The sequence below is a fragment of the Spirillospora sp. CA-142024 genome, assembly GCF_050942325.1.
Lineage (GTDB): Bacteria > Actinomycetota > Actinomycetes > Streptosporangiales > Streptosporangiaceae > Spirillospora.
The window spans coordinates 32,476-56,910 of record NZ_CP192077.1 but is presented as its reverse complement, the minus strand read 5'-3'; the positions used below and the strand labels follow the sequence as shown (position 1 = coordinate 56,910).

The window sequence follows — 24,435 nt, the reverse complement described above, 5'->3', positions numbered from 1 at the left end:
CTCCCTCAACGCTCCCGGGTCCCGTCACGCCCCACCCCGACTGCCCGCGCCATGCCCTGTGCCGTCCCCGCCCGTCACCGGCCGCGCCCGAACGACAAGAGGAGCCGATGGCACGCGTCATCGTGATGGATCTGAGCCGGCACAACACCGTGATGGTCGGACACGACCGCTACTTCGTCCTGCACACGGACGGGCGGGCGCTGATCGTCCGCGACCACTGCCCGCACCGGGGCGGCCCGCTGAGCCTCGCCCGCCGCACCCCCGACGGGCGGCGGCTGAGCTGCCCATGGCACGGCACCCGGGTCGGCGTCGCGGCGGTGAAGCGGTCCTGCCTGCCGATGGTGCGCAGCGGGGACGAGGCCGTCGTCGTGCTTCCGGACGGCGACGGCGCCCCCGTGTCGGTCATCCGCAAGGAGATCCTCGCCAACCTGCCGCCCGACCCGACCCACCACGCCGAGGGGGCCGAGTGCCGATGAAGACCACCGACACCCGCGACGAGCCGAAGCTCGCCGAGTTCCTCAGATGGGGACGCGACCTGCACCATCAGGGGCGTTACGAGGACGCCGCCCGGGCGTTCGAGCTCATCCTCGGCCTCGACCGCGACAACGAGGAGGCGCTGATCGGGCGGAACCGGGCGGTCCGCAGGGCCGTTCCCCGCTGGCACTGGGAGATGCTGCACGACGAGGAGCGCGCCGAACTCTACGACCGGGCGATCCGGCAGGCGGTGGCGGCCGCCCCGGACGCGCTCGTCCTCGACATCGGTGCCGGGTCGGGCCTGCTGGCGATGATGGCGGCACGGGCCGGGGCGCGGCAGGTGGTGGCGTGCGAGGGACAGCCGTCCGTCGCGGAGACCACGTCGCGGGTGGTCCGGGTCGCCGGGTACGACGACGCGGTCTCCGTCGTGTCGAAGATGTCCACCCGGATGACGGTTCCGGAGGACCTGCCGCGGCGCGCCGGCGTGCTCGTCACCGAGATCGTCGACTGCGGGCTGCTCGGCGAGGGCATCCTCGGCACGATCGCGCACGCCCGCGAGCATCTGCTCGCCCAGGACGCGACGATCATGCCGTCGCGGGGACGGATCATCGCGCAGCTCGTCGAGAGCGAGCCGCTGCACCGCAAGAACCACGTCGGGAAGCTGTACGGGTTCGACCTGGCGCCGTTCAACCGGCTGTCCACGCTGGAGTACTTCGACTCCCGGCTGCACCGGCACGAGCACCGGACGCTCTCCGACCCGCTGCCGGTGTTCGACTTCGACTTCTACACCGCCGACGCGCGGCCCCGGCGCGCCGAGCTGCGGGTCCGCCCGACGGCGGCGGGGAAGCTGCACGCGATCGCGTTCTGGTTCGAGATGGAACTGCTGCCGGGCATCACGATCGACAACGCTCCCGGGCACGGCTCGCACTGGAAACAGGCGATCCAGTGCCTGCCCGTCCCGCTGCACGTCCGGTCGGGGGAGCCGGTCGTGCTGGAGGCGTCCCACGACGGTGAGTGCGTGCGTTTCGACGTTGACGCCGGGTTCGAGGTGGAGGCATGACGACCACGACGACGAGCGCGCTCGCCGCGTACTGCGGACAGCGGATCTTCCAGCCGGGACCGGACGTCCTCATAGCCGACAACCCGTTCCTGCGTCCGATCGGCGCGCCCGGCGCCGCCGACCGGGACTTCTCGGTACCGGCGACCGAGGCGGAGTTCCTCGGCGGCGGGCAACTCACCGCCGGGCGCGTGCTCTGCAACGCCTACGAGAGCGACATGATCCTGCTGCCGGCCGCCGGGCTGGCCTCCGCGAAGGACGACTTCGACCTCTTCTACGGCGACGAGGTGCGGGCACTGCGCGACGCCGTCCGGCCGGGCCTGGAGCGGTACGCGTTCTCCTTCCTGGACGACGCCGTCACCGTGCCGCCGGTGACGACACTGGACGAGCTTCAGGCGTACTTCCTCGCCGAGGTCGGAGGCGCGGGCGCGCCCGCCGACGCGTCCGGCGCCAACCCGGCGGTGGACGCGGCCGCCCCGGTGACCGGCACCATGCGGGCGATCACCGAGTGCCGGACCGCGGAGGACGCGGCGGCGCTGCACCTCATCCAGCTCGCGCTGGACGCGCTGACCGAGGCGTCCGCCATGGCGCGCAACCTCGGCGGGTCGTACGGGGTCGAGCAGTCCGAGCTGTTCAAGATCTTCAACGACGAGTTCGGGTACGGCGTCTACGGCGCCAAGCACAGCACGATCTTCAAGGAGATGCTGGCCAGCGTCGGGCTGCGCACCGACCTGCACGCCTACTGGAACTTCTACCTGACCAGCTCCCTGGTCGGCGTCAACTACTTCAACTGGCTCACCGAGGACCATCGCGGCATGTTCCGCTACATGGCCGCGGTGACCTACCTGGAGTGGCTGTTCGCACAGGGGTTCGCCGACACGGGCGCCATGCTCCGCGCCGTCTACGGCGACCGGGTGGACGCCAAGTACTGCGACGAGCACGCCCACATCGACGTCCACCACGGGCGGATGACCTACGAGAACCTGCTGCTCGGCCTCGCCCGCACGCACGGCGAGCTGGTGATCCCCGAGCTGGTGCGCGGCATCGAGGACACCAAGCTGCTGCTGCGCCTCGGCGACGCCGACTTCCGCGCGCAGATCGCCTGGGCCGACACGCTCGCCGAGCACACCGAGCAGGGCGCCGCGCTGGCGTCCGCGGCGATGGACGACGCCGTGACCAGCACCCTTCGCCCCGACAGCCCGTTCTGCACCGGCGTGCACGAGACCGACCGGCTCGTCGAGGTCACCTCCGGCGAGGTGGACGTCTACGCGTGGGCGACCGAGAACCCGCACCGGCTCGGGACCGGCGACGTGCTGCTGGTGCCGCGCAGCCGCCTGCACGGCCTGAAGGCCGCGTCGCCCAAGGCCCGCGTGACCGTGCGAACCGTCGAAAGGACGTCCCGGAATGGCTGAGAACTCCCCCGTCGGCTCGTACACCGAGTGGGACCCGCTCGAAGAGGTGATCGTCGGCGTCATCGACGGCGCCGCCGTCCCGCCCTGGCACCCGGCGATCGAGGCGACCGTGCCGCCCGAGGCCTGGGACTTCTACCGCCGCAACGGCGGCGGCGGTTTCCCGCAGAAGCAGATCGAGGCGGCCCACGAGGAACTCGAAGGGTTCGTGTCGATCCTCGAAGGCGAGGGGGTCACGGTCCGGCGGCCCGACCCGGTCGACCAGTCCCGCTCCTTCGGGACGGCCGACTGGACGTCCACCGGCGGGTCGTCGCACACCTTCCCCCGCGACATCGCGCTGGTCGCCGGCGACCAGATCGTCGAGGCGACGATGGGCTGGCGGTCGTACTACTTCGCCACCCACCCCTTCCGGACGATCTTCAAGGACTACTTCCGGCGCGGCGCCCGCTGGGTCGCCGCGCCGAAACCGCAGCTCACGAACGACTCCTACAACCCCGGCTACGCCGCCGCCAAACCCGCGGCACCGTCCCCGGGCGACCCGTTCCCGGACGCGACGTCCGTCATCACCGAGTTCGAGCCGATCGTCGACGCGGGCGACTTCATGCGATTCGGCCGGGACATCCTCGTCCAGCGCAGCCACGTCACCAACCGGTTCGGCATCGAGTGGGTGCGGCGCCTGCTCGGCAACGAGTTCCGGGTGCACGAGGTGGCCTTCATGGACGACCACCCGATGCACCTGAACGCCACGTTCGTCCCGCTGCGCCCCGGCCGGGTGCTGATCAACCCCGAGCGGGTGCCGGAACTGCCGGAGATGTTCGCCGGCTGGGACGTGCTGATCTGCCCCGAGCCCGCCATCCCCGCCGACCAGACGATGTACTTCTGCAGCCGCTGGATCGCGATGAACACCCTGATGCTCGACCAGGACCGGATCTTCGTCGAGGCCCAGGAGACCGAACTGCTCCGGCTGCTGGAGAAGGAGGGCTTCACCCCCATCCCCGTCCCGTTCCGGACGGTCAACACGTTCGGCGGCGGCTTCCACTGCGCCACCCTCGACGTCCGCCGCCGCGGCGGTCTCGAAGACTATTTCCCCCAGGGGGGCGACCCCCTGGAACCCCCGTCGCGAACCGGTCGATCCTCACGCCACGGTTCCGGTGCGTCGTGACCGTGCGGGTTCTCGGCGTGGCGCCGCGGTCGCCCGGCTCGGCGGGTCGTGCGGCCTCCGCTCGCTGCGCTCGCTCCGGCCGTCCGCCCCGTGCACCGGGGCTGAGCCTCAACCCTTCTCGTCCATTCTCAAACCGAGGTCCGCATGGCGCATGACTTCTCCGCGGGCGACGAGCGTCCGCTGCTTCTACTGGTCGCGAGCAGCTACTGGGTCTACCGCAGGTACATCCTGGAGTCGGTGTCGGCGCGGTACCGGCTCTGGCTGCTGAACTCCACCCCGGCCACCTGGGAGGACCCCTACATCGCCGGGCACACCGTCGTCGACTGCCTCGACCTGGACAAGCTGACGGCGGCGGCGCGCGAGGTGGCCCGCGACCACGAGGTCGCCGGGGTCTTCTGCTACGACGAGGTCTACATCGAGACGTCCGCGCACCTCAGCGCGGCGCTCGGCTTCCCCGTCCTCGATCCGGACGCGGTGGCGCGGTGCCGCGACAAGTCCGCCACGCGGGCGGTGCTGGCGGACGCCGGGTTCCCGCAGCCCGCGTCCCGCGCCGTGTCGTCACTGGCGGAGGCCCGCGCGTTCGCCGGCGAGATCGGCTACCCGGTCATCGTCAAGCCGCGGAACCTCGGCGGCAGCCTCGGCCTCAGCAAGGTCGAGCGGCCGGACGACCTGGACGCCGCGTTCGCGCTCACCGACGGGACGCGGATGGGCGGCATCCGCCAGTTCGGCGACTACGTGATCGTGGAGGAGTTCCTCGACGGCCCGGAGATCTCCGTCGAGTGCGTGCTGTTCAAGGGGGAGTGCACGCCGCTGATCGTGGCGCGCAAGGTGCTCGGCGGCAGCGGCGACCTGGCCTTCGAGGAGATCGGCCATGACGTCGACGCGAACGACCCGCTGCTGTCCGACGCGGAGTTCCACGACACGCTGACCCGCGTCCACGCCGCCGTCGGGTTCACCGACGGCTTCACGCACATCGAGTTCAAGTTGACCCCGGACGGCGCGAAGCACGTCATCGAGATCAACGTCCGGCTGGGCGGCGGGATGATCCCGTACCTCGGGCTGCTGACGTCCGGTGTCGACGCGCCGCTCGCGGCGGCCGACGTCGCGGTGGGACGCCCCCCGGCCGTGGCGTTCCCGAAGCCGCGGAAGGCGGCGTCGATCCGGTTCGCCTATCCCCCGTACGACATGGAGATCATCTCGGCGACGGCGCACCCGGAGCTGATGTGCCCGCCGGTCACGGAGGTCGAGGTCGGAGCCGAGCCGGGGATGCGGATACGGCGGCCACCGCACGGCCTGGCCCGCTGCGGCTACGTGATCGCGGTCGGGGAGACGCTGGAGGAGACCCGTGCCGCCGTCCCGGACGCCGCCCGGTACTTCACGTTCGAGGGCACCCCGCTGGAGACGCCGACGTGACCGCCCCGAAGGGCGAGGACACGGCGGCCGGGCACCCGACGATCCTCGCCACGCTGCGCGAAATGAAGGGCACGGTCCGGATCCTCGTTCTCGGCAACCTGATCAGCAACCTGGCGGCGTTTCTCAACGCGTTCCTCGTGCTGTTCCTCACCGGCGAGGGCTTCAGCGCGTGGGAAGGCGGCGTCGTGCTGACCGCGCTGATGATCGGCCGGATCTCCGGGTCGGCGGTGGGCGGCGCCGCCGCCGACCGCGTCGGCTACCGCTGGGTCATCGTCGGCTCGATGGCGGGCACGGCGGTGCTGACCGCGGCGCTCGTGCACGTGCCGAACGTGTGGGCCGGCGCGCTGGTCGCCGGGGGAGCGGGGCTGACCGCGCAGGCGTACCGGCCGGCGGCGATGGCCTGGGTGGTCGAGCTGACGCCCAAGGACCGCCACGTGATGGTCTTCTCGGTGCTGCGGCTGACGTTCAACGTCGGTTCGACGGTCGGCCCGCTGGGCGCGGCGCTGCTGCTGACCTACACCTCCTACGGCGCACTGTTCTATGTCGACGCGGCCACGTCGCTGGCGTTCGGCGTCGTCGCCTACGCGGCGCTGCGGTCGGACACCGAGCCCGAACGCGGGGACGGCGGGTCCGGCGGCGAGCGCGGCGGGTACGGGCAGGTGCTGGCCGACCGGCGGTTCATGCTCGTCGTGCTCGGGCTCTTCTTCACCGCGGTGGCCTACATCCAGTCGTCGGCCGCCCTGCCGCTGTTCGTCACCGGGTCCGGGCACGACGAGCGTGTCTACGCGATGCTGCTGACCGTCAACGGGGGCATCGTCATCACCTTCGAGGTGCTGCTGTCCAAATGGCTCCAGCGGCTGCCGATCGGGCTGCCGATGACGCTCGGCATGGCGACGCTGGGCATCGGCCATCTGCTGTACACCGGCCCCACGCCGGTCGCACTGCTCCTGCTCGCGACGGTCGTGTGGACGTTCGGGGAGATCATCGCGGCGCCGTCCATGATGGCCTACCCCGGCCTGGTCGCGCCGACCGCACTGCGCGCCCGCTACATCGCGGCGGCGACGATCCCGCAGCAGGCCGGCTACGCCCTCGGCCCCATGATCGGCGTCGCGGCATGGCACGCGTGGGGCTCGGGCGTCTGGGTGCTGACCGGGGCGTTCGGGCTCATGGCCGCCGGCTTCGTCGCCGCCGGCGCCGGGCTGGCGGGGCGGCGCCCGGCGGACGAGCCGGGGCCCGCCCTTGAACCCGCCACCGCAGGCGAGGCCGGCGAATGACGCAGGCCGGCCTGTGCCGGGGACGGCGCGCGACGCGGGACGGCGCGCGACCGCGAAACGAACGGATCGACCCGAACAGAAGGTGACCTCCATGGACAAGCCAGTCGTCGCGATCGTGCGGCCCTTCACCTCGGCGGCGATGGTCGCCCCCGCGCTGCGGAAGGCGGGGTTCAGCCCGGTGGCTCTGATGGACTACACGGGCCCCGCGCTGGCACCGCTGCACTCCTCGCACGACCCCGGCCAGTACGACGCGGTCATCAACCATCACGGCGACATGGCGGAGACGATCGCCCGGCTCGGCGCGCTGAAGCCGATCGCCGTGATCCCCGGGGTCGAGGCGGCGCTGCGGCTCGCGCAGGAGTGCTCGGACGCGCTCGCGCCGGAGTTCTCCAACGACCCGGCGCGGGTCGACGCCCGGCGCCACAAGTACCTCATGCACCAGGCGCTGGCCGCGGCCGGGCTGCCCGTCCCCCGCCAGATCTCCACGACCGCCCCGGACGAGGTCGCCGCCTGGATCGAACGCGAGGGCCTCGCCGGCAAGGACCTGGTCGTCAAGCCGCCCACGAGCGCCGGCACCGTCGGGGTGAGCCGCGCGCCGGGCGGACGGGGATGGCACGAGCTGTTCACCGCCATGCTCGGTACCCGCGACAAGCTGGACGTGCTGGCCGAGGAGGTCCTCGTCCAGGAGCTGATGACCGGCACCGAGTACGCCATCGACACCGTCAGCCACGACGGCAGGCACTCGATCACCGACATGATCAAGTACCGCCGGGTGCCGTACGGCGAGGGCATCGCGGTCTACGACTTCGTCGAGTGGCTGCCCTACGACACCGCCGCGTACGGCGAGCTGATCGACTACGGGCTCGCCGCGCTGGACGCGGTCGGGCTGCGCAACTGGGCGGCGCACACCGAGATCATGATGACGCCGGACGGGCCGCGGCTGCTGGAGGTCAACGCGCGGCTGGCGGGCGCGGGCAACCCGGCGGTGACCGAGATCGCCACCGGGGAGAGCCAGGTCACCCGGATCGTGGACGTGTGCCGGGGCCTCGGCCCGCAGATGCCGCCCGGTTACACGCTGCGGCGCAACGTCATGGCGGTGTTCCTGATGTCGCACTCCACTGGGATCGTCCGCAACGCCGAGATCTACGACCAGGCCCGCGACCTGCCCAGCTACCACTCTCCGGTCCACGTGGTGCGCACCGGCGACCACGTGGACGCCAGCACCGACCTGTTCGCCAGCATGACGATGGGGTACATCATCCTCGCCCACGAGAGCGCGGAGCAGATCCACGCCGACCGGGAGGCCATCCGGAAGATCGAGCAGGACCTGGTCGTCGACACGGCGGAGGTCCGCTGATGGTCACCTCGCGCTACCTGGACGACCCCCGCCTCACGGACGTCATGGCGGACGTGGAGATGCCGCCGCTCCTGGGCGAGGCGTGGAGCGGACGCCTGCTGTCGCGTCCCCTGTTCTCCTCGCGGGAGCGGACCCGGCGGGCGGCCGCCGACGTCGCCGACCTGTTCGGGCTGCTCACGTCCCTCCCGGACCGGCTGTTCGGCGGCGACCGCCGCGCGTTCTGCGCCGCGGTCGGCGCGGACGAGCGGCGGGCCGCGCTGATGACCCGGCTCGACGGCGAGCCCGTCCTGTGCGGACGCGCCGACCTCCACGACGACGGCGAGCGGTTCCGGCTGCTGGAGTTCAACGTCGGCAGTGAACTGGGCGGCGTCGACATCAGCGAGGTCAACCGGGCCCTGCTCGGCACCAAGGTGTTCGCCGAGTTCGCCGAGGAGCACGGCCTGTCGACGGTCGACACGCCGGCGGTGCTCGCGCGGCAGTTCGTCCGGGCCACGCAGAAGGAGGCGCCCGTCGTCGCCACGGTGGAGGGCATCGGCGGCATCGCCCCGTACGAGGCGCTCCACCGGTCGTTCCAGGAGTCGATGAAGCGGCACGGCATCGAGCTGGTCTTCGGCGAGCTCGACCAGGTGCGGGAGAAGAACGGCCGGCTGTACCTGCATGACCGTCCCATCGACCTCGTTCTGCGGTACTTCTCCGCCCACCAGGTGTTGCGGGACCCGCGCAACGCCGAGCCCGCCGAGGCGGTGATGCGCGCCCATGAGAAGGGCCGGGTCGTGCTGTGGACGCCCTTGTCGTCGTCCATGTTCTCCTATAAGAGCTGCCTGCCGCTGCTCTCCGACCCCGACCTGCGCGCCGACCTGCCGCCGCAGGCGAACGCCCTCATCGACCGGCTGCTGCCGTGGACCCGGAAGCTCACGCCCGACCTGGTCGACCTCGTGCGGGACGAACGGGAGCGGCTGATCCTGAAGCCGGTGGCGGGCCTGTCCGGGCGGGGCATCCGCGCCGGCTGGGACCAGACGGACGCCGAGTGGGCGGAGACGGTCGCCGAATGCGTGCGCGAGGACTTCATCGTCCAGCGCCGCGTCGCCCCGGTGCTGGAGCCGGTGCGGGACGTGGAGTCCGGCGCGGTCTCGGACTGGCTGGCGGTGTGGGGCCTGTTCGTCTTCCCGGAAGAGTACGGCGGCGTATGGTGCAGGACCGTCCCGTCCGGTGCCGCGTCCGTGGTGAACCTCGGCACCAAGGGGGCCCGGGTCTCCTCCGCGTTCCACTACTGATCGCCGGTCCGCCGACGGGGTCTTCGGCGTCCCGTCGGCGGCCGGTTGTGCAATGCGTGCCCAATTCGGACCAGTTGCCGCAGTTCACCCGAATTTGGCACTTCCCGTGCACCGGCGGCCTGGTTAGCATCACGCTGCCCACCTCGATGGAGAGGACCCCCCGCCATGCACAGACGCATTCTCGGCGTACTCGCCGCCGCGTTCCTCGGCGCCGCGGCGATCACCGCCGGCCCGTCCACCGCGTCCGCCGCCCCCGCCCCGGCCAAGGCCGCCGTCGACTTCACCGGGATCGTCGCCCTCAGCAACTGCTCCGGCTCCCTCGTGCGCGCGCCCGGCGCCGCCGACGGCGATCCGGCGCTCGTGCTCACCAACGGGCACTGCTACGAGGGCGGCATGCCCGGCGCAGGCCAGGTGATCACGAACCGGTCGTCGAGCCGCTCGTTCACGCTCCTCAACCCCAGCGGCAGCGGATCGCTCGGCACGCTGCGCGCGACGGCGATGCTGTACGCGACGATGACCGACACCGACGTGGCCCTGTACAAGCTGAACAGGAGCTACGCGAGCATCCGCCAGTCCTACGGCGTTCCCGCCCTGGAACTGTCGCTCCAGCACCCGGCGGCCGGGACGGATCTGCGCGTCGTCTCCGGTTACTGGCGGCGGATCTACTCCTGCCGCCTGGACGGCTTCGCCTACCGCCTCCGCGAGTCCCAGTGGACGTGGAAGGACTCGCTGCGTTACACGTCCGAGTGCGACACCATCGGCGGCACCTCGGGCTCGCCGGTCGTCGACGCCGCCTCCGGCAAGGTCATCGGCGCGAACAACACGCTCAACGAGAGCGGGCAGCGCTGCACCCTGAACAACCCGTGCGAGGTCGACCAGTCCGGCAACGTCACGGTGCACGAGGGCATCGGGTACGCCCAGGAGACCTACATCCTGGCCGCCTGCATCGCCCCCGGAAGCGTGATCGACTACAACCGCCCCGGCTGCCTCGTCCCGCGCGGCTGACCTCCCGCTCGGGATCCGGCTCGTCCCACCGGCCCGCGGCCCCCGACGGCCGCGGGCCGCGCTGTGAGCGACGTAACGACCGCATGTAGTACTACAGCTCGTAGTATTTCTGACAGGATGTAGTACTACAGCCTGTAGTAGACGAGCCGGAGAGGCACCCGCCATGGACACGGTCGACATCGCCCGGTGGCAGTTCGGGATAACCACCGTCTACCACTTCCTGTTCGTCCCGCTGACGATCGGGCTCTCCGCGCTCGTCGCGGTGCTGGAGACGACCTGGCTGCGGACCGGCCGGACCGCCTACCTGCGGGCGGTCAAGTTCTGGGGCAAGCTCTTCCTGATCAACTTCGCGATGGGGATCGTCACCGGCATCGTGCAGGAGTTCCAGTTCGGCATGAACTGGAGCGACTACTCCCGGTTCGTCGGCGACATCTTCGGCGCACCGCTGGCGATCGAGGGGCTGCTCGCGTTCTTCGTCGAGTCGACCTTCCTCGGCCTGTGGATCTTCGGCTGGGACCGGTTGCCGAAGCGGGCGCACCTCGCCTGCATCTGGATCGTGCACGTCGGGACGCTGCTGTCGGCGTACTTCATCCTCGCCGCGAACTCCTGGATGCAGCACCCCGTCGGCTACCGCGTCGACCACGAGACCGGACGGGCCGTCCTCACCGACTTCTGGGCCGTCCTCACCAACCCGACGCAACTCGTCGCGTACCCGCACACGATCACGGCCGCGTTCGTCACCGGAGGCATGTTCATGGCCGGCGTCAGTGCCTGGCACCTCGCCCGGCGCAGGAACGTCGAGGTCTTCCGGCCCTCGCTGAAGCTCGCACTCGCCGTCACCGCGATCGCGTCCATCGGCGTCGCGATCTCCGGCGACATGCAGGGCAAGGTCATGACCGAGCAGCAGCCGATGAAGATGGCCGCCGCCGAGGCCCTGTACGAGACCGAGCAGCCCGCGTCGTTCTCCGTCCTCACGGTCGGGACGCTCAACGGCGACGAGGAGGTCTTCGGGATCAAGGTCCCGCACGTCCTGTCGTTCCTGGCGACGGGCAGCCTCGACGGCGAGGTCAAGGGGATCAACGACGTCCAGGCCGCCGAGGAGGCCCGGTACGGGCCCGGCGACTACCGGCCGATGATCCCGGTCGCCTACTGGAACTTCCGGCTCATGGTCGGGGTCGGGATGCTCACCGCGCTCGTCTCGCTGGCCGGGCTCTGGCTGCTGCGGCGCCGCCGGCTGCCGTCCAGTCCGTGGGTGTACCGGATCGGCATGCTGTCGCTCACGCTCCCGTTCATCGGCAACTCCGCCGGATGGGTCTTCACCGAGATGGGCCGGCAGCCGTGGTCGGTGTTCGGCGTCATGAAGACGTCCGCGAGCGTCTCGCCCGGGGTGTCGGCGTCCTCGATGCTCATCTCGGTCGTCTCGCTGACCGCGCTGTACGCCGTCCTGCTGGTCATCGAGTCGGGACTGATGCTCAAGTACGCCAAGGCCGGGCCGCCTTCGGAGGACGAGGTGCTGCCGCCTCCGCCCGGCGCCGGCGATTCCGAGTCCGAGCGCTCGCTCGCGTTCGCCTACTGACGGGAACCGGTCATGGAACTCACCACCGTCTGGTTCATCATCATCGCCTTCCTGTGGACCGGCTACTTCTTCCTGGAAGGGTTCGACTTCGGCGTCGGGATGCTGCTGCCCGTCCTCGGCCGGGACGACGTCGAACGGCGCGTCGTCATCAACACCATCGGCCCGGTGTGGGACGGCAACGAGGTCTGGTTCATCGTCGCGGGCGCCGCCACCTTCGCCGCGTTCCCCGAGTGGTACGCCACCCTGTTCAGCGGCTTCTACCTGCCGCTGCTGGCGATCCTGCTCGCGCTGATCATCCGCGGTGTCGCGTTCGAGTACCGGGGCAAGCGGGACGACGCCCGCTGGCGCTCCCGCTGGGACAAGGCGATCTTCTGGGGCAGCCTGCTGCCCGCGTTCCTGTGGGGCGTCGCGTTCGCGAACATGGTGCGGGGCGTGCCGCTCGACGCGGACCACGAGTACGCCGGGACGCTCGCCGACCTGCTCGGCCCGTACGCGCTGCTCGGCGGGCTCACCACGATGACCCTGTTCGTCCTGCACGGGGCGGTTTTCCTCGCGCTGAAGACGTCCGGGGAGATCCGCTACCGGGCGCGCCGCGTCGCGGGCCTCGCCGCGGTCGCGGCCATCGCCGCGGGCGGGAGCTTCCTGCTGATCACGCAGATCCAGTACGGCAGGCCGGTGACGTGGGCGACCGCCGCGGGCGCCGCCGCCGGGCTGCTCCTCGCCGCCGCCGCCAACCGGCGCGGCCGGGAGGGCTGGGCGTTCGTCGGCACCGGCGCCGCCATCGTGCTGGCGGTCGCGACCCTGTTCCTGTCGCTGTTCCCGGACGTGCTGCCGTCCACCCTCGCGACCGGCTCGCTCACGACCTCGAACGCCGCCTCGTCCGCCTACACGCTCAAGATCATGACGTGGGCGGCGGCCATGTTCACCCCGGTCGTGATGATCTACCAGGGCTGGACGTACTGGATCTTCCGGAAGCGGATCGGCACGTCCCACATACCGGCGCGGAAGCCGGTCGCATGAAACCCCTCGACCCCCGCCTGCTGCGGTACGCCCGCACGACGCGTCTCTTCCTCGCGGCGTCCGTGCTGCTCGGCGCCGCCACCGCCGGGCTGATCATCGCGCAGGCGACACTGCTCGCCGACATGCTCACCCGGGCCTTCCTGGGCGGCGCCACGCTCGCCGGCCTGCGCACCCCGCTGCTGCTCCTGCTCGCCGTCGTCCTCGGGCGGACGCTCGTCGCGTGGCTGCAGGAGGTCGCCGCCCACCGCTCGTCCGCGGCGGTCAAGTCACAGCTGCGCGGCCGTCTGCTCGCGCGGTCCCTGCGGCTCGGCCCGCGCTGGCTCTCCGGCGAGCGCAGCGGTGAGCTGGCCACCCTCGCGACCCGCGGGATCGACGCGCTCGACGACTACTTCTCCCGCTACCTGCCGCAGCTCGTCCTCGCCGTGATCGTGCCCTTGGCGGTCGGCGCGCGGATCCTGCTGGGCGACTGGCTCTCCGCCGTGACGATCGCGGCGACGCTGCCGCTCATCCCCGTCTTCGCGATCCTGGTCGGGCTGACCACGCAGCGGAAGATGGACCGGCAGTGGCGGACGCTGTCGATCCTCGCCGCGCACTTCCTGGACGTCGTCGCCGGGCTGCCCACGCTGAAGATCTTCGGCCGGGCCCGGACGCAGGCGGCGCGGATCCGCGAGATCACCGACCGGCACCGCCGGGCGACCATGTCGACGCTGCGGATCGCGTTCCTGTCCGCCCTCGTCCTCGAACTGCTCTCGACGCTCTCCGTCGCGCTCGTCGCCGTGTCGATCGGCCTGCGCCTGGTCGAGGGCGGGCTGGGCCTGGAGACCGCGCTGCTCGTCCTGATCCTGGCACCGGAGGCGTACATTCCGCTGCGCCAGGTCGGCGCGCAGTATCACGCCAGCGTGGAGGGCCTCACCGCCGCATCGCGGATCTTCGAGGTCCTGGAGACGCCCGCACCAGCCACGGGGACGCGGTCCGACGTCCCCGATCTGGCCCGCTCGACGCTCCGCCTGGAAGAGGTGACGGTCGCCTACCGAGGCCGGGACGCCCCGGCCCTCGACACCTTCTCGTTGACCGTCCACCCTGGCGAAACGGTCGCTCTGACCGGGCCGAGCGGTGCCGGGAAGTCGACCGTCCTGTCGGTGCTGCTCGGGTTCGTCCAGCCGGACTCGGGGCGCGTCCTGGTCGACTGGGACGACCTCGGTTCCTTCGACCCGGACGCCTGGCGCGCCCGGATCGCCTGGGTTCCGCAGCGCCCCTACCTGTTCGCCGGTTCCGTCGCGTCGAACATCCGCCTCGGCCGCCCGGACGCGTCCGACACCGAGGTGCGCGCCGCCGCCGAGGCCGCGAACGCCCTCTCCTTCATCGAGGCGCTGCCCTCCGGCCTCGACACACCGCTGGGCGAGCGCGGCACGGGCCTCTCCGCGGGCCAGCGCCAGCGCATAGCCCTGGCCCGCGCCTTCCTCCGCGACGCACCCCTCCTCCTGCTGGACGAGCCGACCTCCAACCTGGACGGTGAAAGCGAAGCCGAGGTCATCGAAGCCGTCGCACGCCTGAAGGCGGGCCGAACCGTCATCCTCGTGGCCCACCGCCCGGCCCTGACCGCCCTGGCCGACCGCACCGTCACCGTCGCCAACGCGGAGGTGACCGCATGACCCCGCACCCCAACGACGCTCGTGTTGCCTGTGCGCCCGCGAATAATTCACGTGAAACCTCTCCTCATGCACAGCGTGCGGGCCTGGCCTTTTCCGGGGGTGGCGGCGTGATTCTGCGGCTGATCAGGTTCGCGCGTCCGGCTCGGGGACGGCTGCTTCTCGCCGTGCTCTTCGGCGTTCTGGCGCTCGGCAGCGGGGTCGGGCTGATGGCGACGTCGGCCTGGCTGATCTCGCGGGCGGCGCAGCATCCGCCCGTGCTGATGCTGATGGTCGCGATCGTGGCCGTCCGCGCGTTCGGCCTGGGACGAGGTGTCTTCCGCTACGTCGAGCGCCTCGTCGGGCATGACGCGACGTTCCGCATCCTCGGAGACCTCCGCGCACGCGTGTACGAGCGGCTGGAACGCCTCGCCCCCGGCGGGCTGCCCGCCTTCCGCGGCGGCGACCTGCTGAACCGGCTCGTCGCGGACGTCGACGCCGTCCAGGACCTCTTCCTCCGCGTACTGCTGCCCTGCACGGTCGCCGCGGTCGTCGGCGCCGCTTCGGTGGGGCTCGCCTGGGCACTGCTTCCATCGGCGGGGGTCGTCCTGCTCCTGGCCCTGCTTCTCGCCGGTGTCGGGGCACCTTGGCTGTCGTCCGCCATGGCACGGCGGGCCGAGCGGCAGACGACCGACCTGCGCGCCGAACTGACCTCGCACATCGTGGACACCTTGCAGGGCGCCCCCGAACTCATCGCGTACGGCGCCGCCCCGGAACAGCTCACCAAGGCCGGGCGGCTGGACCGCGACTTCACGCGCGCCTCGGGCCGTTCCGCCACGACCACCGGAGTCGGCGCGGCCGTCTCCGCACTGGCAGGCGGTCTGGCCGTCTGGGGCAGTCTCGCCGTGGGCGTGCCGGCGGTCCGCTCGGGGGCGCTCGACGGCGTACTGCTCGCGGTGGTCGTCCTCCTCCCGCTGGCCGCGTTCGAGGTCGTGGCCGGATTGCCCCAGGCCGCGCAGTACATGGAACGCGTCCGCCGTTCGGCCACACGCATCTTCGACGTCCTGGACAGCCATCCCCCGGTGCAAGACCCGAACGAGCCCACACCGTTGCCCGCATCGCCCTACACACTCTCGGTCGAGAACCTCCAAGCCCGTTGGACGCCCGGCGCGCCCTACGCCCTCGATGGCATCTCAATGGACCTGTCCCCGGGCCGCCGCTGCGCGATCGTGGGCCCGAGCGGTTCTGGCAAGACGACCCTCACCGCCGTCCTGCTCCGTTTCCTGGAACCCGCCGGCGGCGGGGTGTCCCTCAACGGCGTGGACCTACGGGCTCTCAGTGGCGACGACGTCCGCCAGGTCATCGGCCTCTGCGCCCAGGACGCGCACCTGTTCGACTCCACGATCGGCGAGAACATCCGCCTGGCCCGTCCCACCGCCACCGACGACGACATCCGCGACGTCCTGGGCCGAGCTCGCCTCCTCGACTGGGTCGACTCCCTGCCGCACGGTCTCGACACCCGCGTCGGTGAGCACGGCGCCCGGGTCTCCGGTGGCCAGCGCCAGCGCATCGCACTGGCGCGCACCCTCCTCGCCGAGTTCCCGATCGTCCTCCTGGACGAACCCGCCGAACACCTCGACATGGCGACCGCCGACGAACTCACCGCCGACCTCCTCACCGCCACCGAAGGCCGGACGACCCTCCTCGTCACCCACCGCCTCGCCGGCCTGGACGCCGTGGACGAGATCATCGTTCTGGACGAGGGCCGCGTCGTCGACCGGGGAAGTCACAGCGGCCTCCTGGACCGCCCGGGTCTCTACCGTTCGCTCTGGCACCACGAGAAGGCCGCCGAGCACACCCTCGAATTTAACTGAGTAAATTATCCCAATTCAGGTAAACCTGATCACCCACCAATTCGTCGCGACACTTTCTGGAGATTATTCAGAACAATTCTCAACCGGTCGGCATCACATCGGAGTACAGGATCCAATCGACCGGAACAGGGGGTTCCACAGATGAAGATCTTGGCTCGCGCGGTGCTCGGCACCGCGGCCACGCTCCTCGCGCTCGGCACCGGGGTGGGCGCGATGAACACCGCCAGCGCCGACGGCCCGGACACCAATCCCGCGGTCCTCAGGGCCATCGCGTCCCAGCCGTGGGTGGATCTCGGACCCGGCGACAGCGACTACCGCATCGCCTCCGCCCGCTGCTACCTGGTGCAGTTCGGCTACTACGGCGACTGCACCCCGACGTCCGCCGGCGAGGGCTGGCCGGCGAACCTCGGCGACGCGCTGAAGAAGTACCAGAAGGCGCGCAACCTGCCCCAGTCCGGCAGGCTCGACGTCGAGACCTGGGGCGCGCTCGGCGCGGGCGGCGGCGAGGTCGGCCAGGGCAGCACCCGCCGCAACCAGATCAAGGGCATCCAGTACGCGATGAAGGTCCTCCAGAACCGCTCACTCGTCGTGGACGGATACTACGGCGCGGCGACCACGAAGGCCGTCACCGCCTTCCAGAAGCGCAAGGAGATCGACGCCGACGGCATCTTCGGCCCGATCACCTTCCGCGCCGCCTTCGCCAAGGGCGCCGAGACCCAGCGCACTCCAGGCCGATAACCCACCGGCGGCCGCCTTGCGACCACTCCCGATCGCAAGGCGGCCGCCTCCACTCGCCGAATAGAATCGCGAGATATCGACGTAACATGGCGTGTTATGCTGCGGTCGTGGCGAACACAAGGTTCAGCATCTCAACCGATCCGCAGATTCATGCGGCGATCAAGGCGCACGCTGACGCCGCCGGGATGGACGTGTCCGGTTACATGGTCGCCGCCGTGGTCGCGCAGATGGCGGCGGACGACGCCGCGGAGGCCGTCTTCGCTCCGCTGGACGCCGACAACAGCGCGGCCCACGATGAGGCCGCGGGCCTTCAGGCGCCCAGCGCACCCGCGTTCGAGGACCTCACGGCCGACGACCAGGCACAGGTCCGCAGGATCCTCTCCTCCGCGCTCGGCACGGACCGCGCCGACGTTGCATGAGTGCTCGCACCGTCGTCTATGACACCGGCATGCTCCTGGCGATGCTGAGCGGCGATGCCGTGGCCCTGACATTGCACAATGGGCTACGCCCCGCGCCGCACAGGCCCATCCTCATCGGTCCCGTTCTGGCGCAGGCGTGGCGGCCTGATCCCAAGACGGTGCACGCTTTCAGCGGTTTCCTGCGGGACTGCACCGTCCCGCAGGCACGAGGCACAGCGCCACCCATCCGGGGAACGGCCGCCAACGCCGGTTGCGTCGCCTGCGCGAAGACCACCACTCTGGACTCGTACAAGCGGGCTGGGGCGATGCTCGCCAAGGCGGTGCCACCGGGCAAGAAGCGTCCCGACGCCGTGGACGCGCTGGTCGTGGTGACCGCCGCGTTGCACGTCCCAGCCCAGATCCTCACGAGTGATCCCGGCGACCTGGCATGTCATGCCGCCACCCTCGATCACGCGGACATCACCATCGAGCGGGTCTGAACCATGCAACCGCTGGCGGCATCAGCAATGTCGATCCTTCGAGACGGGTCAGAGCGTTGAGACGAACCCGGGCAGGAGACCGAGCACCGGGACGGCGATGAGCGTGCAGACGGTCATGGAGACCACGTTGCCGATGAACGGATGGAAGTCCGGTGGCAGGCGTCTGGAGACCAGTGCGGCCAGCGGCGGACCGGCGACCGCGCCGAACACCGCCCCGAGGACGACCGCCTGAACGGTCGCGCCATAGGTGAGGACCACCGCCGGCGCCACCGAGACGACCGGAACGAACGTCGGATACCAGCCGAGGACGGCCCAGCGGCGCTGGTAGAGCAGGACGCCCAAGGTCCCCGCCAGGACCTGGGCGGTGAGCATCGCGGGCAGCAGCCCGCTTCCGTACACCGGGGTAAGCGGGTTGAGCAGATAGGTCGCGAGCGTCCCGCCGATCAGGCCGATGGCGGCTATCTCGTTGCCGTAGAACTGGGCTTCGGTGAAGTCGGCCAGCACGCGCCGGATCACCCAGACGCCGCCGCGCTCGTCCGGCTCGAGCGCCGTGGGCTCGGCGTGTTCGGCGCTTCGCTCGGCGGAGAGCGGACGAGGCATCCACGGCAGATGCCGGCAGATCAGGAACGCCAGGAGCGCTCCGACCCACATGCCCGTGACGTTGCCGATGATGTTGGGCAGGTGCAGGGGGTGGCAGAAGTAGTTCGCCACGACCAGCGCCGTCGGCGTCGTCAGCGCGGCTCCGAGCACCGCCCCGGTGGCGGCCACCGACCATCCCGCGCCGTAGACGAGCACCACCGCGGGCGGAACCGACACGAACGGCACGAAGGTGGGCTGCCACTGGCCGGTCGCCGGGATCGTCCACCCCCAGGCGAGGTCGGACAGCAGCAGGCCGGACGCGGCGGAGCACAGCAGCCACGGCCACAGTCCGGTGCCATAGCTGATCGGGAAGCCCGCCCAGCGGCGGCCCCTCCGCCAGGCCGTGTGCGCGAGCCAGCCTCCCGCGATCATCCCGAGCCCGCCGATCGCGGACTTGAAGAACTCGGCCTCGGTGGCGTCCCCGATCCACCAGCGCAGGAACTGCGGGACGTTCGCGTACGCCTCGTCCTGCCAGGCGGCGTAACCGGGCAGGACGTGAGGCAGTCTGTCCGTGGCACGCGAGAGGAGGACGGCGAGCACTGCGGTCACCGAGACCAGGACGGCGCCGCCCGCCCATCTCGCGACCGCCGGATCCGCGGCGCGGGCGGCCACGGCCGGCGAGGTCTTCGTCGTGTCGCTCATGACCGCGTCCTCACCGCGGGAAGGCGTCGCCGCCGCGGTAGCCGAGCAGCGGATCGTAGAGATCGGTGCGCCGGTCGCGGACGAGGTCGTTGAGGTCGTTCCAGATCGGCGCCGACCGCGCCGCCACGACGTCGAGGTCCGCGTAGACGGTCGTCTCGCCCTCGGGCGGGGCGACGGAGCCGATCGGCCAGCCGTTGGTGCCCGTGATGAGGGAACACCCGAGGAACCTGCCGCCTCTCTCCTCACCCACCCGGTTCGCCGCCACGATCGGAAGGTTGTTCACGTGCGACGCGCTCATCGTCAGGTAGGCGGCCATGCACCGGCCCGCCTCGTCGAACAGCGGAGGCGGCGTCCACACCCAGTTGTTCACGCTGCAGACGACGTCCGCGCCCTGCGTGGCGAGCAGCCGCGCCACCTCGGGGAACCAGATGTCCCAGCAGATCAGCAGCCCGATCCGGCCGATCCTGGTCGGGAACACCGGGAAGCCGAGATCGCCGGGCTCGAAGATCAGCTTCTCCCGGTTCCACAGGTGGGTCTTCCGGTAGGTGCCGATCACCCCGTCCGGGCCGGTGAGCACCGCGGTGTCGTAGAGCCGGACGCCGTCGCGTTCGGCCAAGCCGCCGACGATGTGCAGGCCTCGCTCGCGGGCGACTTCCGTCCATGCCCGCGTGGTGGGCCCGTCCGGCACGGGCTCCGCGTGGGCGTACGCCTCCTCGCGGGTGGCGAATCCGTAGCCGGTGGCGGCCAGTTCCGGGAGCACGATCAGCGTGGCTCCGCGGTCGGCGGCCTCGTTGATCAGTTCGAGGCTCCGCTGGACGTTCTTCTCCTTGTTCTCCAGGCCGACCTGGGGATCGAACTGGACGGCGGCCGCGGTGACCGGGCTGACAGCGGACATGGGGTGCTCCTTCAGGGCTGGGATGCGGTGGTGGTCGTCTGGTTCGCGTCCGCCAGGCGGCCCGCGACGGCGAGCAGCAGGCGCTCGGCGCCCGGCCTGGCGATCAACTGGAGGCCGGTGGGCAGCCCGTCCACCAGTGCGGCGGGCAGGCTGATGGCGGGCAGCCCGAGCACGCTCCACGGACTGGTGAGCGACAGCAGCGCGGCTCGGACGTCGATCGACGTCCCGTCCAGAGGCGCGCTTCGGACGTCCAGTGGCGGAGGGAGGATCGGGACGGTGGGCATGGCGAGAAGGTCATGGCGTCCTAGGAGCGCCGTCACCGCGCCTAGGACCCGCTCCCGGATCCTTTGGGCCGCGGCCGTGTCCTCTTCGGTGATCCGCCCGGCGGCGTGCAGGCGGGCGAGAACCTCCTCGTCGTAGAGGTCCGGTGCGACGGCCAGGTATTCGGCGTGGACCATGTGGACCTCGCGGCCCTGGATCGCCTGGTAGGCCCAGCGCAGCCGCGCGACGTCCGGGACGGCCACGTCCTGCACGGGCAGCGGTTCCAGCATGGCGCGGGCCGCCTCGGTCACCCGCGGGTCGGCCGGATGGAGGGCGTCGGGCGCCACCCACCCGACGCGACAGCCGGAGATGTCCGGCTCGGGGGCCTCCTGACCTGCCAGGACGTTCCAGAGCAGCAGGCAGTCCCCGGCCGTGCGCGCCATCGGGCCGACCGTGTCCAGGGAGGGCGACACCGGGAAGACGCCGCCGGACGGCACGGCGCCATGGGTGGGTTTGAGCCCGACGATTCCGCAGCAGGCGGCGGGGATGCGCACCGAGCCGCCGGTGTCGGTGCCCACCGCGAGCGGCACGATCCCGGCGGCCACCACGGCGGCGGACCCGCTGCTGGAACCGCCGGAGATGTGACCGTGCCGGTACGGGTTGCGGGTCGCTCCGCTCGCCGACCGGTCTCCGGTGGGGCCGAACGCGAACTCGTGCGTCGCCGCCTTCCCGACGATGACGGCGCCGGACGCGCGCAACCGGCGCACGCACTCCGCGTCATGCTCGGGCACCCGGCCGGCGTGGTGGCGCGAGCCCATCGTGGTGCGCAGGCCGGCGGTGTCCACGACGTCCTTGACCGCGACGGGGATGCCGTGCAGGGGGCCGCGGTCCAAGCCCGCGGACAGTTCGCGACCCGCGCGCTCCGCCGCCGCTCGCGCACCGGGCATGTCGACCGTGACGAACGCGTTGAGTTCCGGGTCGAGCCTGGCCGCCTCGGTCAGCGCCCGCTCCACCAGATCGTCCGGAGACATCGTCCCGGCGCGCAGCGCCCCGGCCAGCTCGGTCACTGTGCGCCGGGCGAACCAGCCCGCGCCCGGCGGCGGCCCGATCACGCCTGCCTCGCAGCGTCGACCCGTCCTGTCACGACTCGCCTCTTTCCCCAAACGTTTGGGTGTTGATCTCTGGCTGACCCAAACGATTGGGTCAAACGTTTGGGTTGTATAAAAGACACCGAACGGTTGCCCTGTCAAGGGGTGCGGCGACAGAGAGGCGGGACGGGTGGCCCGGAGCGACCGGCAGCGGCCCGCGACACTGCGGACCATCGCGCAGGCGGCGGGGGTCGACGTCTCGACCGTGTCCCGGGTGCTCAACGGCACCGCCGAGGACGCGCAGCGCGCCGCGTCCCGCGAGACCGCCGACGAGATCAGGCGGTGGGCGGCCCGGCTGAACTACCGTCCGAACCCGCACGCCACGAGCCTGCGCACCGCGCGGAGCAACCTCGTCGGCGTCCTGGTCCCCCGGCTGTCCGACCTGGTGCTCGCCACGATCTACGAGGGCGTCGAGGACGCAGCCGCCCGGCACGGCCTCACGACCTTCGTGATGAACAGCCACGACCGCCCGGACCAGCAGCGGGCGCGCACCGAGCTGGCGCTGTCACGCCACGTCGACGGGCTGGTCTTCGGCGACGCGCACACCGACGCCGCGTTCCTCGACGAGATCGCCGAACGCCGGATCCCGTTCGTGCTCGTCAGCCGGCACGCCGGCCGGCATCCCGCCGTCACCTGCGACGACCACCTCGGCGGCCGGCTGGTCGCCGAGCATCTCCTCGGCCTCGGCCACCGGCGGGTCGGGGTCATCGCCGGCGAGCCCTTCGCCAGCACCGGCGCCGACCGCACCGCCGGCTTCGTCGACCGCTACCGCGAGGCGGGCCTCCCGGTGCCCGGCTCCCACGTCGTCCGCTCGCGGTTCGACGCCGCCGGCGGCCGCGACGCCGCCGAACGCCTCCTCCGGCACGACCCCCGCCCCACGGCCATCTTCGCCGTGAACGACTTCGCGGCCATCGGCGCGCTCGGCGTCCTGCGCGACCACGGCCTCCGGCCCGGCAAGGACGTCGCCGTCGCCGGATACAACGACACCCCGCTGGCCGCGGAACTGCCCATCCCGCTGACCAGCGTCCGCTCGCCCATGCGGCAGATGGGCGCCCAGGCCCTCGACCTGCTGGTCGAGCTGCTCGCCGGACGGTCGCCCGCGTCCGAGCGCCTGCGCCCGGACCTCGTCGTCCGTGCGTCCACCGACCCAGCGAAGCTCTCCAGGATGATCGAGGAGTTCTGACGCGGCCGGCCCGTGAAAGACGTGAAAGACCACTGGCCTGAAACGAGGGGCATCCCTACGCTGCCGGGGTCGCAGACGAACTCTGGAGGGCCGCCCCCATGCCCGAGCTCCCCGCCGCGTCCACTCCCGCCCGGACATCGATCGACCGCAGGAAGTTCTTCGGGGTGACCGCGGGGGCCGCCGCGGCGTCCGCCTTGCTGAGCCCGGCCACGGCACGCGCCGACGCACAGGGATCCGGCCGCCGCCGGCGCCGCCCGGTCCGGTTCGGTGTGAACTACGTGCCGAGCAAGAACTGGTGGTTCTCCTGGTCGGACTGGGACCGCAGGTCGATCACGGCCGACCTCGACGACATCGCATCCCTGGGCATGGACCACATCCGGATCATGCTGATCTGGTCGGAGCTGCAGCCGAACGCCGCCTACGCCCGCGGCGAGCAGCTCGACCGGCTCGAAGAGCTCCTCGACCTCGCCACCGACCGGCACCTGGACGTGGAGGTGACCGTCTTCAACGGCGCGGTCAGCGGAGTCCTGTTCGTCCCGCCGTACCTCATCAACAACGGCAACGGCAAAATCCGCAACGTGCTCACCGACCCGGTCGCGGTCGAGCGGGAGCAATGGCTTCTCGGCCAGATCGCCGAACGCATCGGCCGGCATCGCGCGTTCATGGGTTTCGACCTGTCCAACGAGATCCACTGGTTCGCCAAACCGCTGGGCATGACGGCCACCCAGGCCGAGGGCGACGCCTGGCACACCGCCCTCTTCGACACCTGCGAAAAGGTCGCGCCCGGCAAGATCCACGTGTCGGGAATCGACCATTGGCCATGGCAGAACAACGACTATTGGACGCGCGACGGCCTCGCGACCGCCGGGACGATGACCGCCAACCACACCTGGGCCGGATGGACGCAGGTCATCCAGCGATACGGCTCCCTGTCGACCTCGTCAACGCACTACTCAGAGTTCTTCGTCGAACTCATCAAGGCTTTTCACACCGACCTGAAACGGCAGGTGTGGATAGAGGAGACCGGCGTCTCGACCGTCTGGATGGACGCGGCCCACATCCCAGCCTGGACCGAACGATCGATCCGCGCCATGGCCGACTGCACCGGCCTCTTCGGCATCACCTGGTGGGACTCCCACGACCTGAACCCGAAACTCAGCGGATACGTCGACCTCGAATACGACCTCGGCCTCTTCACCAACGACCGCGAGCTCAAGCCGATCGGCAAGACCATCCGGAAACTCATCGCCGAGTACGACGCCCGCCCCCCGTCACCGCCACAACGCGCAACGGCGCTCGTACTCCCGGACGACATGATCCCGCTGGCCGACTTCACCCGATTCTTCGACCCGTTCATGAAACTGGTCGACGAGGGAACACGCCCCGCCGTGGTCCTCCAAAGCCGCACCACCGACACCGCCTACCTCACCGCCCGCGGCATCGACCACCTGATCAGCCCCGACCGCTAACGCCACAAGTAGTCGTAACGTGCCGCCGCGGGACCGATG

General features: G+C 71.0%; 21 protein-coding genes. 18 read left to right on the top strand and 3 right to left on the bottom strand.

Annotated features, from left to right (window positions below; all coding sequences use genetic code 11):
- The first annotated feature begins 107 nt into the window (after positions 1-107).
- The 16 genes from ACQPZP_RS00275 (at position 108) to ACQPZP_RS00200 (ending at position 18,159) form a co-directional block, all read left to right on the top strand.
- Complete coding sequence (locus ACQPZP_RS00275) at positions 108-476, top strand: Rieske (2Fe-2S) protein (RefSeq protein WP_433475585.1); 369 nt, start codon at positions 108-110, stop codon at positions 474-476.
- On the top strand, positions 473-1,534 hold the full coding sequence (locus tag ACQPZP_RS00270) for a 50S ribosomal protein L11 methyltransferase (protein ID WP_433475584.1): 1,062 nt from the start codon (positions 473-475) through the stop codon (positions 1,532-1,534). The genes ACQPZP_RS00275 and ACQPZP_RS00270 overlap by 4 nt, the downstream gene beginning before the upstream one ends.
- Entirely contained in the window at positions 1,531-2,943 is a 1,413-nt protein-coding gene (locus ACQPZP_RS00265) for an iron-containing redox enzyme family protein (protein ID WP_433475583.1), read from the top strand. Before ACQPZP_RS00270 ends, ACQPZP_RS00265 begins: the two co-directional genes overlap by 4 nt.
- Positions 2,936-4,102, top strand: a complete 1,167-nt coding sequence (locus ACQPZP_RS00260; protein ID WP_433475582.1) for a hypothetical protein — start codon at positions 2,936-2,938, stop codon at positions 4,100-4,102. The genes ACQPZP_RS00265 and ACQPZP_RS00260 overlap by 8 nt, the downstream gene beginning before the upstream one ends.
- Before the next feature lie 144 nt (positions 4,103-4,246).
- Positions 4,247-5,515, top strand: coding sequence for an ATP-grasp domain-containing protein (locus ACQPZP_RS00255; protein ID WP_433475581.1), 1,269 nt, complete (start codon positions 4,247-4,249; stop codon positions 5,513-5,515).
- Entirely contained in the window at positions 5,512-6,789 is a 1,278-nt protein-coding gene (locus tag ACQPZP_RS00250) for an MFS transporter (protein WP_433475580.1), read from the top strand. Before ACQPZP_RS00255 ends, ACQPZP_RS00250 begins: the two co-directional genes overlap by 4 nt.
- A gap of 91 nt (positions 6,790-6,880) precedes the next feature.
- Positions 6,881-8,146 carry an ATP-grasp domain-containing protein gene (locus ACQPZP_RS00245; protein WP_433475579.1) on the top strand — a complete coding sequence of 422 codons (1,266 nt, stop codon included), beginning with the start codon at positions 6,881-6,883 and terminating at the stop codon, positions 8,144-8,146.
- Positions 8,146-9,420, top strand: a complete 1,275-nt coding sequence (locus ACQPZP_RS00240) for a hypothetical protein (RefSeq protein WP_433475578.1) — start codon at positions 8,146-8,148, stop codon at positions 9,418-9,420. The genes ACQPZP_RS00245 and ACQPZP_RS00240 overlap by 1 nt, the downstream gene beginning before the upstream one ends.
- A 165-nt stretch (positions 9,421-9,585) precedes the next feature.
- On the top strand, positions 9,586-10,425 hold the full coding sequence (locus ACQPZP_RS00235) for a S1 family peptidase (protein ID WP_433475577.1): 840 nt from the start codon (positions 9,586-9,588) through the stop codon (positions 10,423-10,425).
- Positions 10,426-10,588: 163 nt separating this feature from the next.
- A complete protein-coding gene (locus tag ACQPZP_RS00230) occupies positions 10,589-12,001 on the top strand; it encodes a cytochrome ubiquinol oxidase subunit I (protein WP_433475576.1) in 1,413 nt (470 codons plus the stop codon).
- Between the two features lie 12 nt (positions 12,002-12,013).
- Complete coding sequence (gene cydB / locus ACQPZP_RS00225) at positions 12,014-13,021, top strand: cytochrome d ubiquinol oxidase subunit II (RefSeq protein WP_433475575.1); 1,008 nt, start codon at positions 12,014-12,016, stop codon at positions 13,019-13,021.
- On the top strand, positions 13,018-14,673 hold the full coding sequence (gene cydD, locus ACQPZP_RS00220) for a thiol reductant ABC exporter subunit CydD (protein ID WP_433475574.1): 1,656 nt from the start codon (positions 13,018-13,020) through the stop codon (positions 14,671-14,673). The genes cydB and cydD overlap by 4 nt, the downstream gene beginning before the upstream one ends.
- Positions 14,674-14,780: 107 nt before the next feature.
- Positions 14,781-16,523, top strand: a complete 1,743-nt coding sequence (gene cydC, locus ACQPZP_RS00215; protein WP_433475573.1) for a thiol reductant ABC exporter subunit CydC — start codon at positions 14,781-14,783, stop codon at positions 16,521-16,523.
- Positions 16,524-16,664: 141 nt separating this feature from the next.
- Positions 16,665-17,261, top strand: coding sequence for a peptidoglycan-binding domain-containing protein (locus tag ACQPZP_RS00210; RefSeq protein WP_433475572.1), 597 nt, complete (start codon positions 16,665-16,667; stop codon positions 17,259-17,261).
- 107 nt (positions 17,262-17,368) lie between these two features.
- Positions 17,369-17,680 (top strand): hypothetical protein, encoded by a 312-nt coding sequence (locus ACQPZP_RS00205; protein WP_433475571.1) that lies wholly within the window; start codon positions 17,369-17,371, stop codon positions 17,678-17,680.
- Positions 17,677-18,159 carry a hypothetical protein gene (locus tag ACQPZP_RS00200; RefSeq protein WP_433475570.1) on the top strand — a complete coding sequence of 161 codons (483 nt, stop codon included), beginning with the start codon at positions 17,677-17,679 and terminating at the stop codon, positions 18,157-18,159. Before ACQPZP_RS00205 ends, ACQPZP_RS00200 begins: the two co-directional genes overlap by 4 nt.
- 48 nt (positions 18,160-18,207) lie before the next feature.
- On the opposite strand, the gene ACQPZP_RS00195 is transcribed toward ACQPZP_RS00200, so the two are convergent.
- Genes ACQPZP_RS00195 through ACQPZP_RS00185 form a run of 3 tightly spaced genes read right to left on the bottom strand, consistent with a single transcriptional unit; the run spans position 18,208 to position 21,708 of the window.
- Positions 18,208-19,440: a hypothetical protein gene (locus ACQPZP_RS00195; RefSeq protein ID WP_433475569.1), complete on the bottom strand. Its 1,233-nt coding sequence runs from the start codon at positions 19,438-19,440 to the stop codon at positions 18,208-18,210.
- A gap of 10 nt (positions 19,441-19,450) precedes the next feature.
- Positions 19,451-20,335 carry a nitrilase family protein gene (locus ACQPZP_RS00190; RefSeq protein WP_433475568.1) on the bottom strand — a complete coding sequence of 295 codons (885 nt, stop codon included), beginning with the start codon at positions 20,333-20,335 and terminating at the stop codon, positions 19,451-19,453.
- An 11-nt stretch (positions 20,336-20,346) separates the two neighbouring features.
- Positions 20,347-21,708 (bottom strand): amidase, encoded by a 1,362-nt coding sequence (locus ACQPZP_RS00185; protein WP_433475567.1) that lies wholly within the window; start codon positions 21,706-21,708, stop codon positions 20,347-20,349.
- Positions 21,709-21,874: 166 nt separating this feature from the next.
- On the opposite strand from ACQPZP_RS00185, the gene ACQPZP_RS00180 reads away from it, so the two are divergent.
- Complete coding sequence (locus ACQPZP_RS00180; protein WP_433475566.1) at positions 21,875-22,927, top strand: LacI family DNA-binding transcriptional regulator; 1,053 nt, start codon at positions 21,875-21,877, stop codon at positions 22,925-22,927.
- Positions 22,928-23,025: 98 nt separating this feature from the next.
- Positions 23,026-24,396, top strand: a complete 1,371-nt coding sequence (locus tag ACQPZP_RS00175) for a cellulase family glycosylhydrolase (RefSeq protein WP_433475565.1) — start codon at positions 23,026-23,028, stop codon at positions 24,394-24,396.
- The last annotated feature ends 39 nt before the right edge of the window (positions 24,397-24,435 follow it).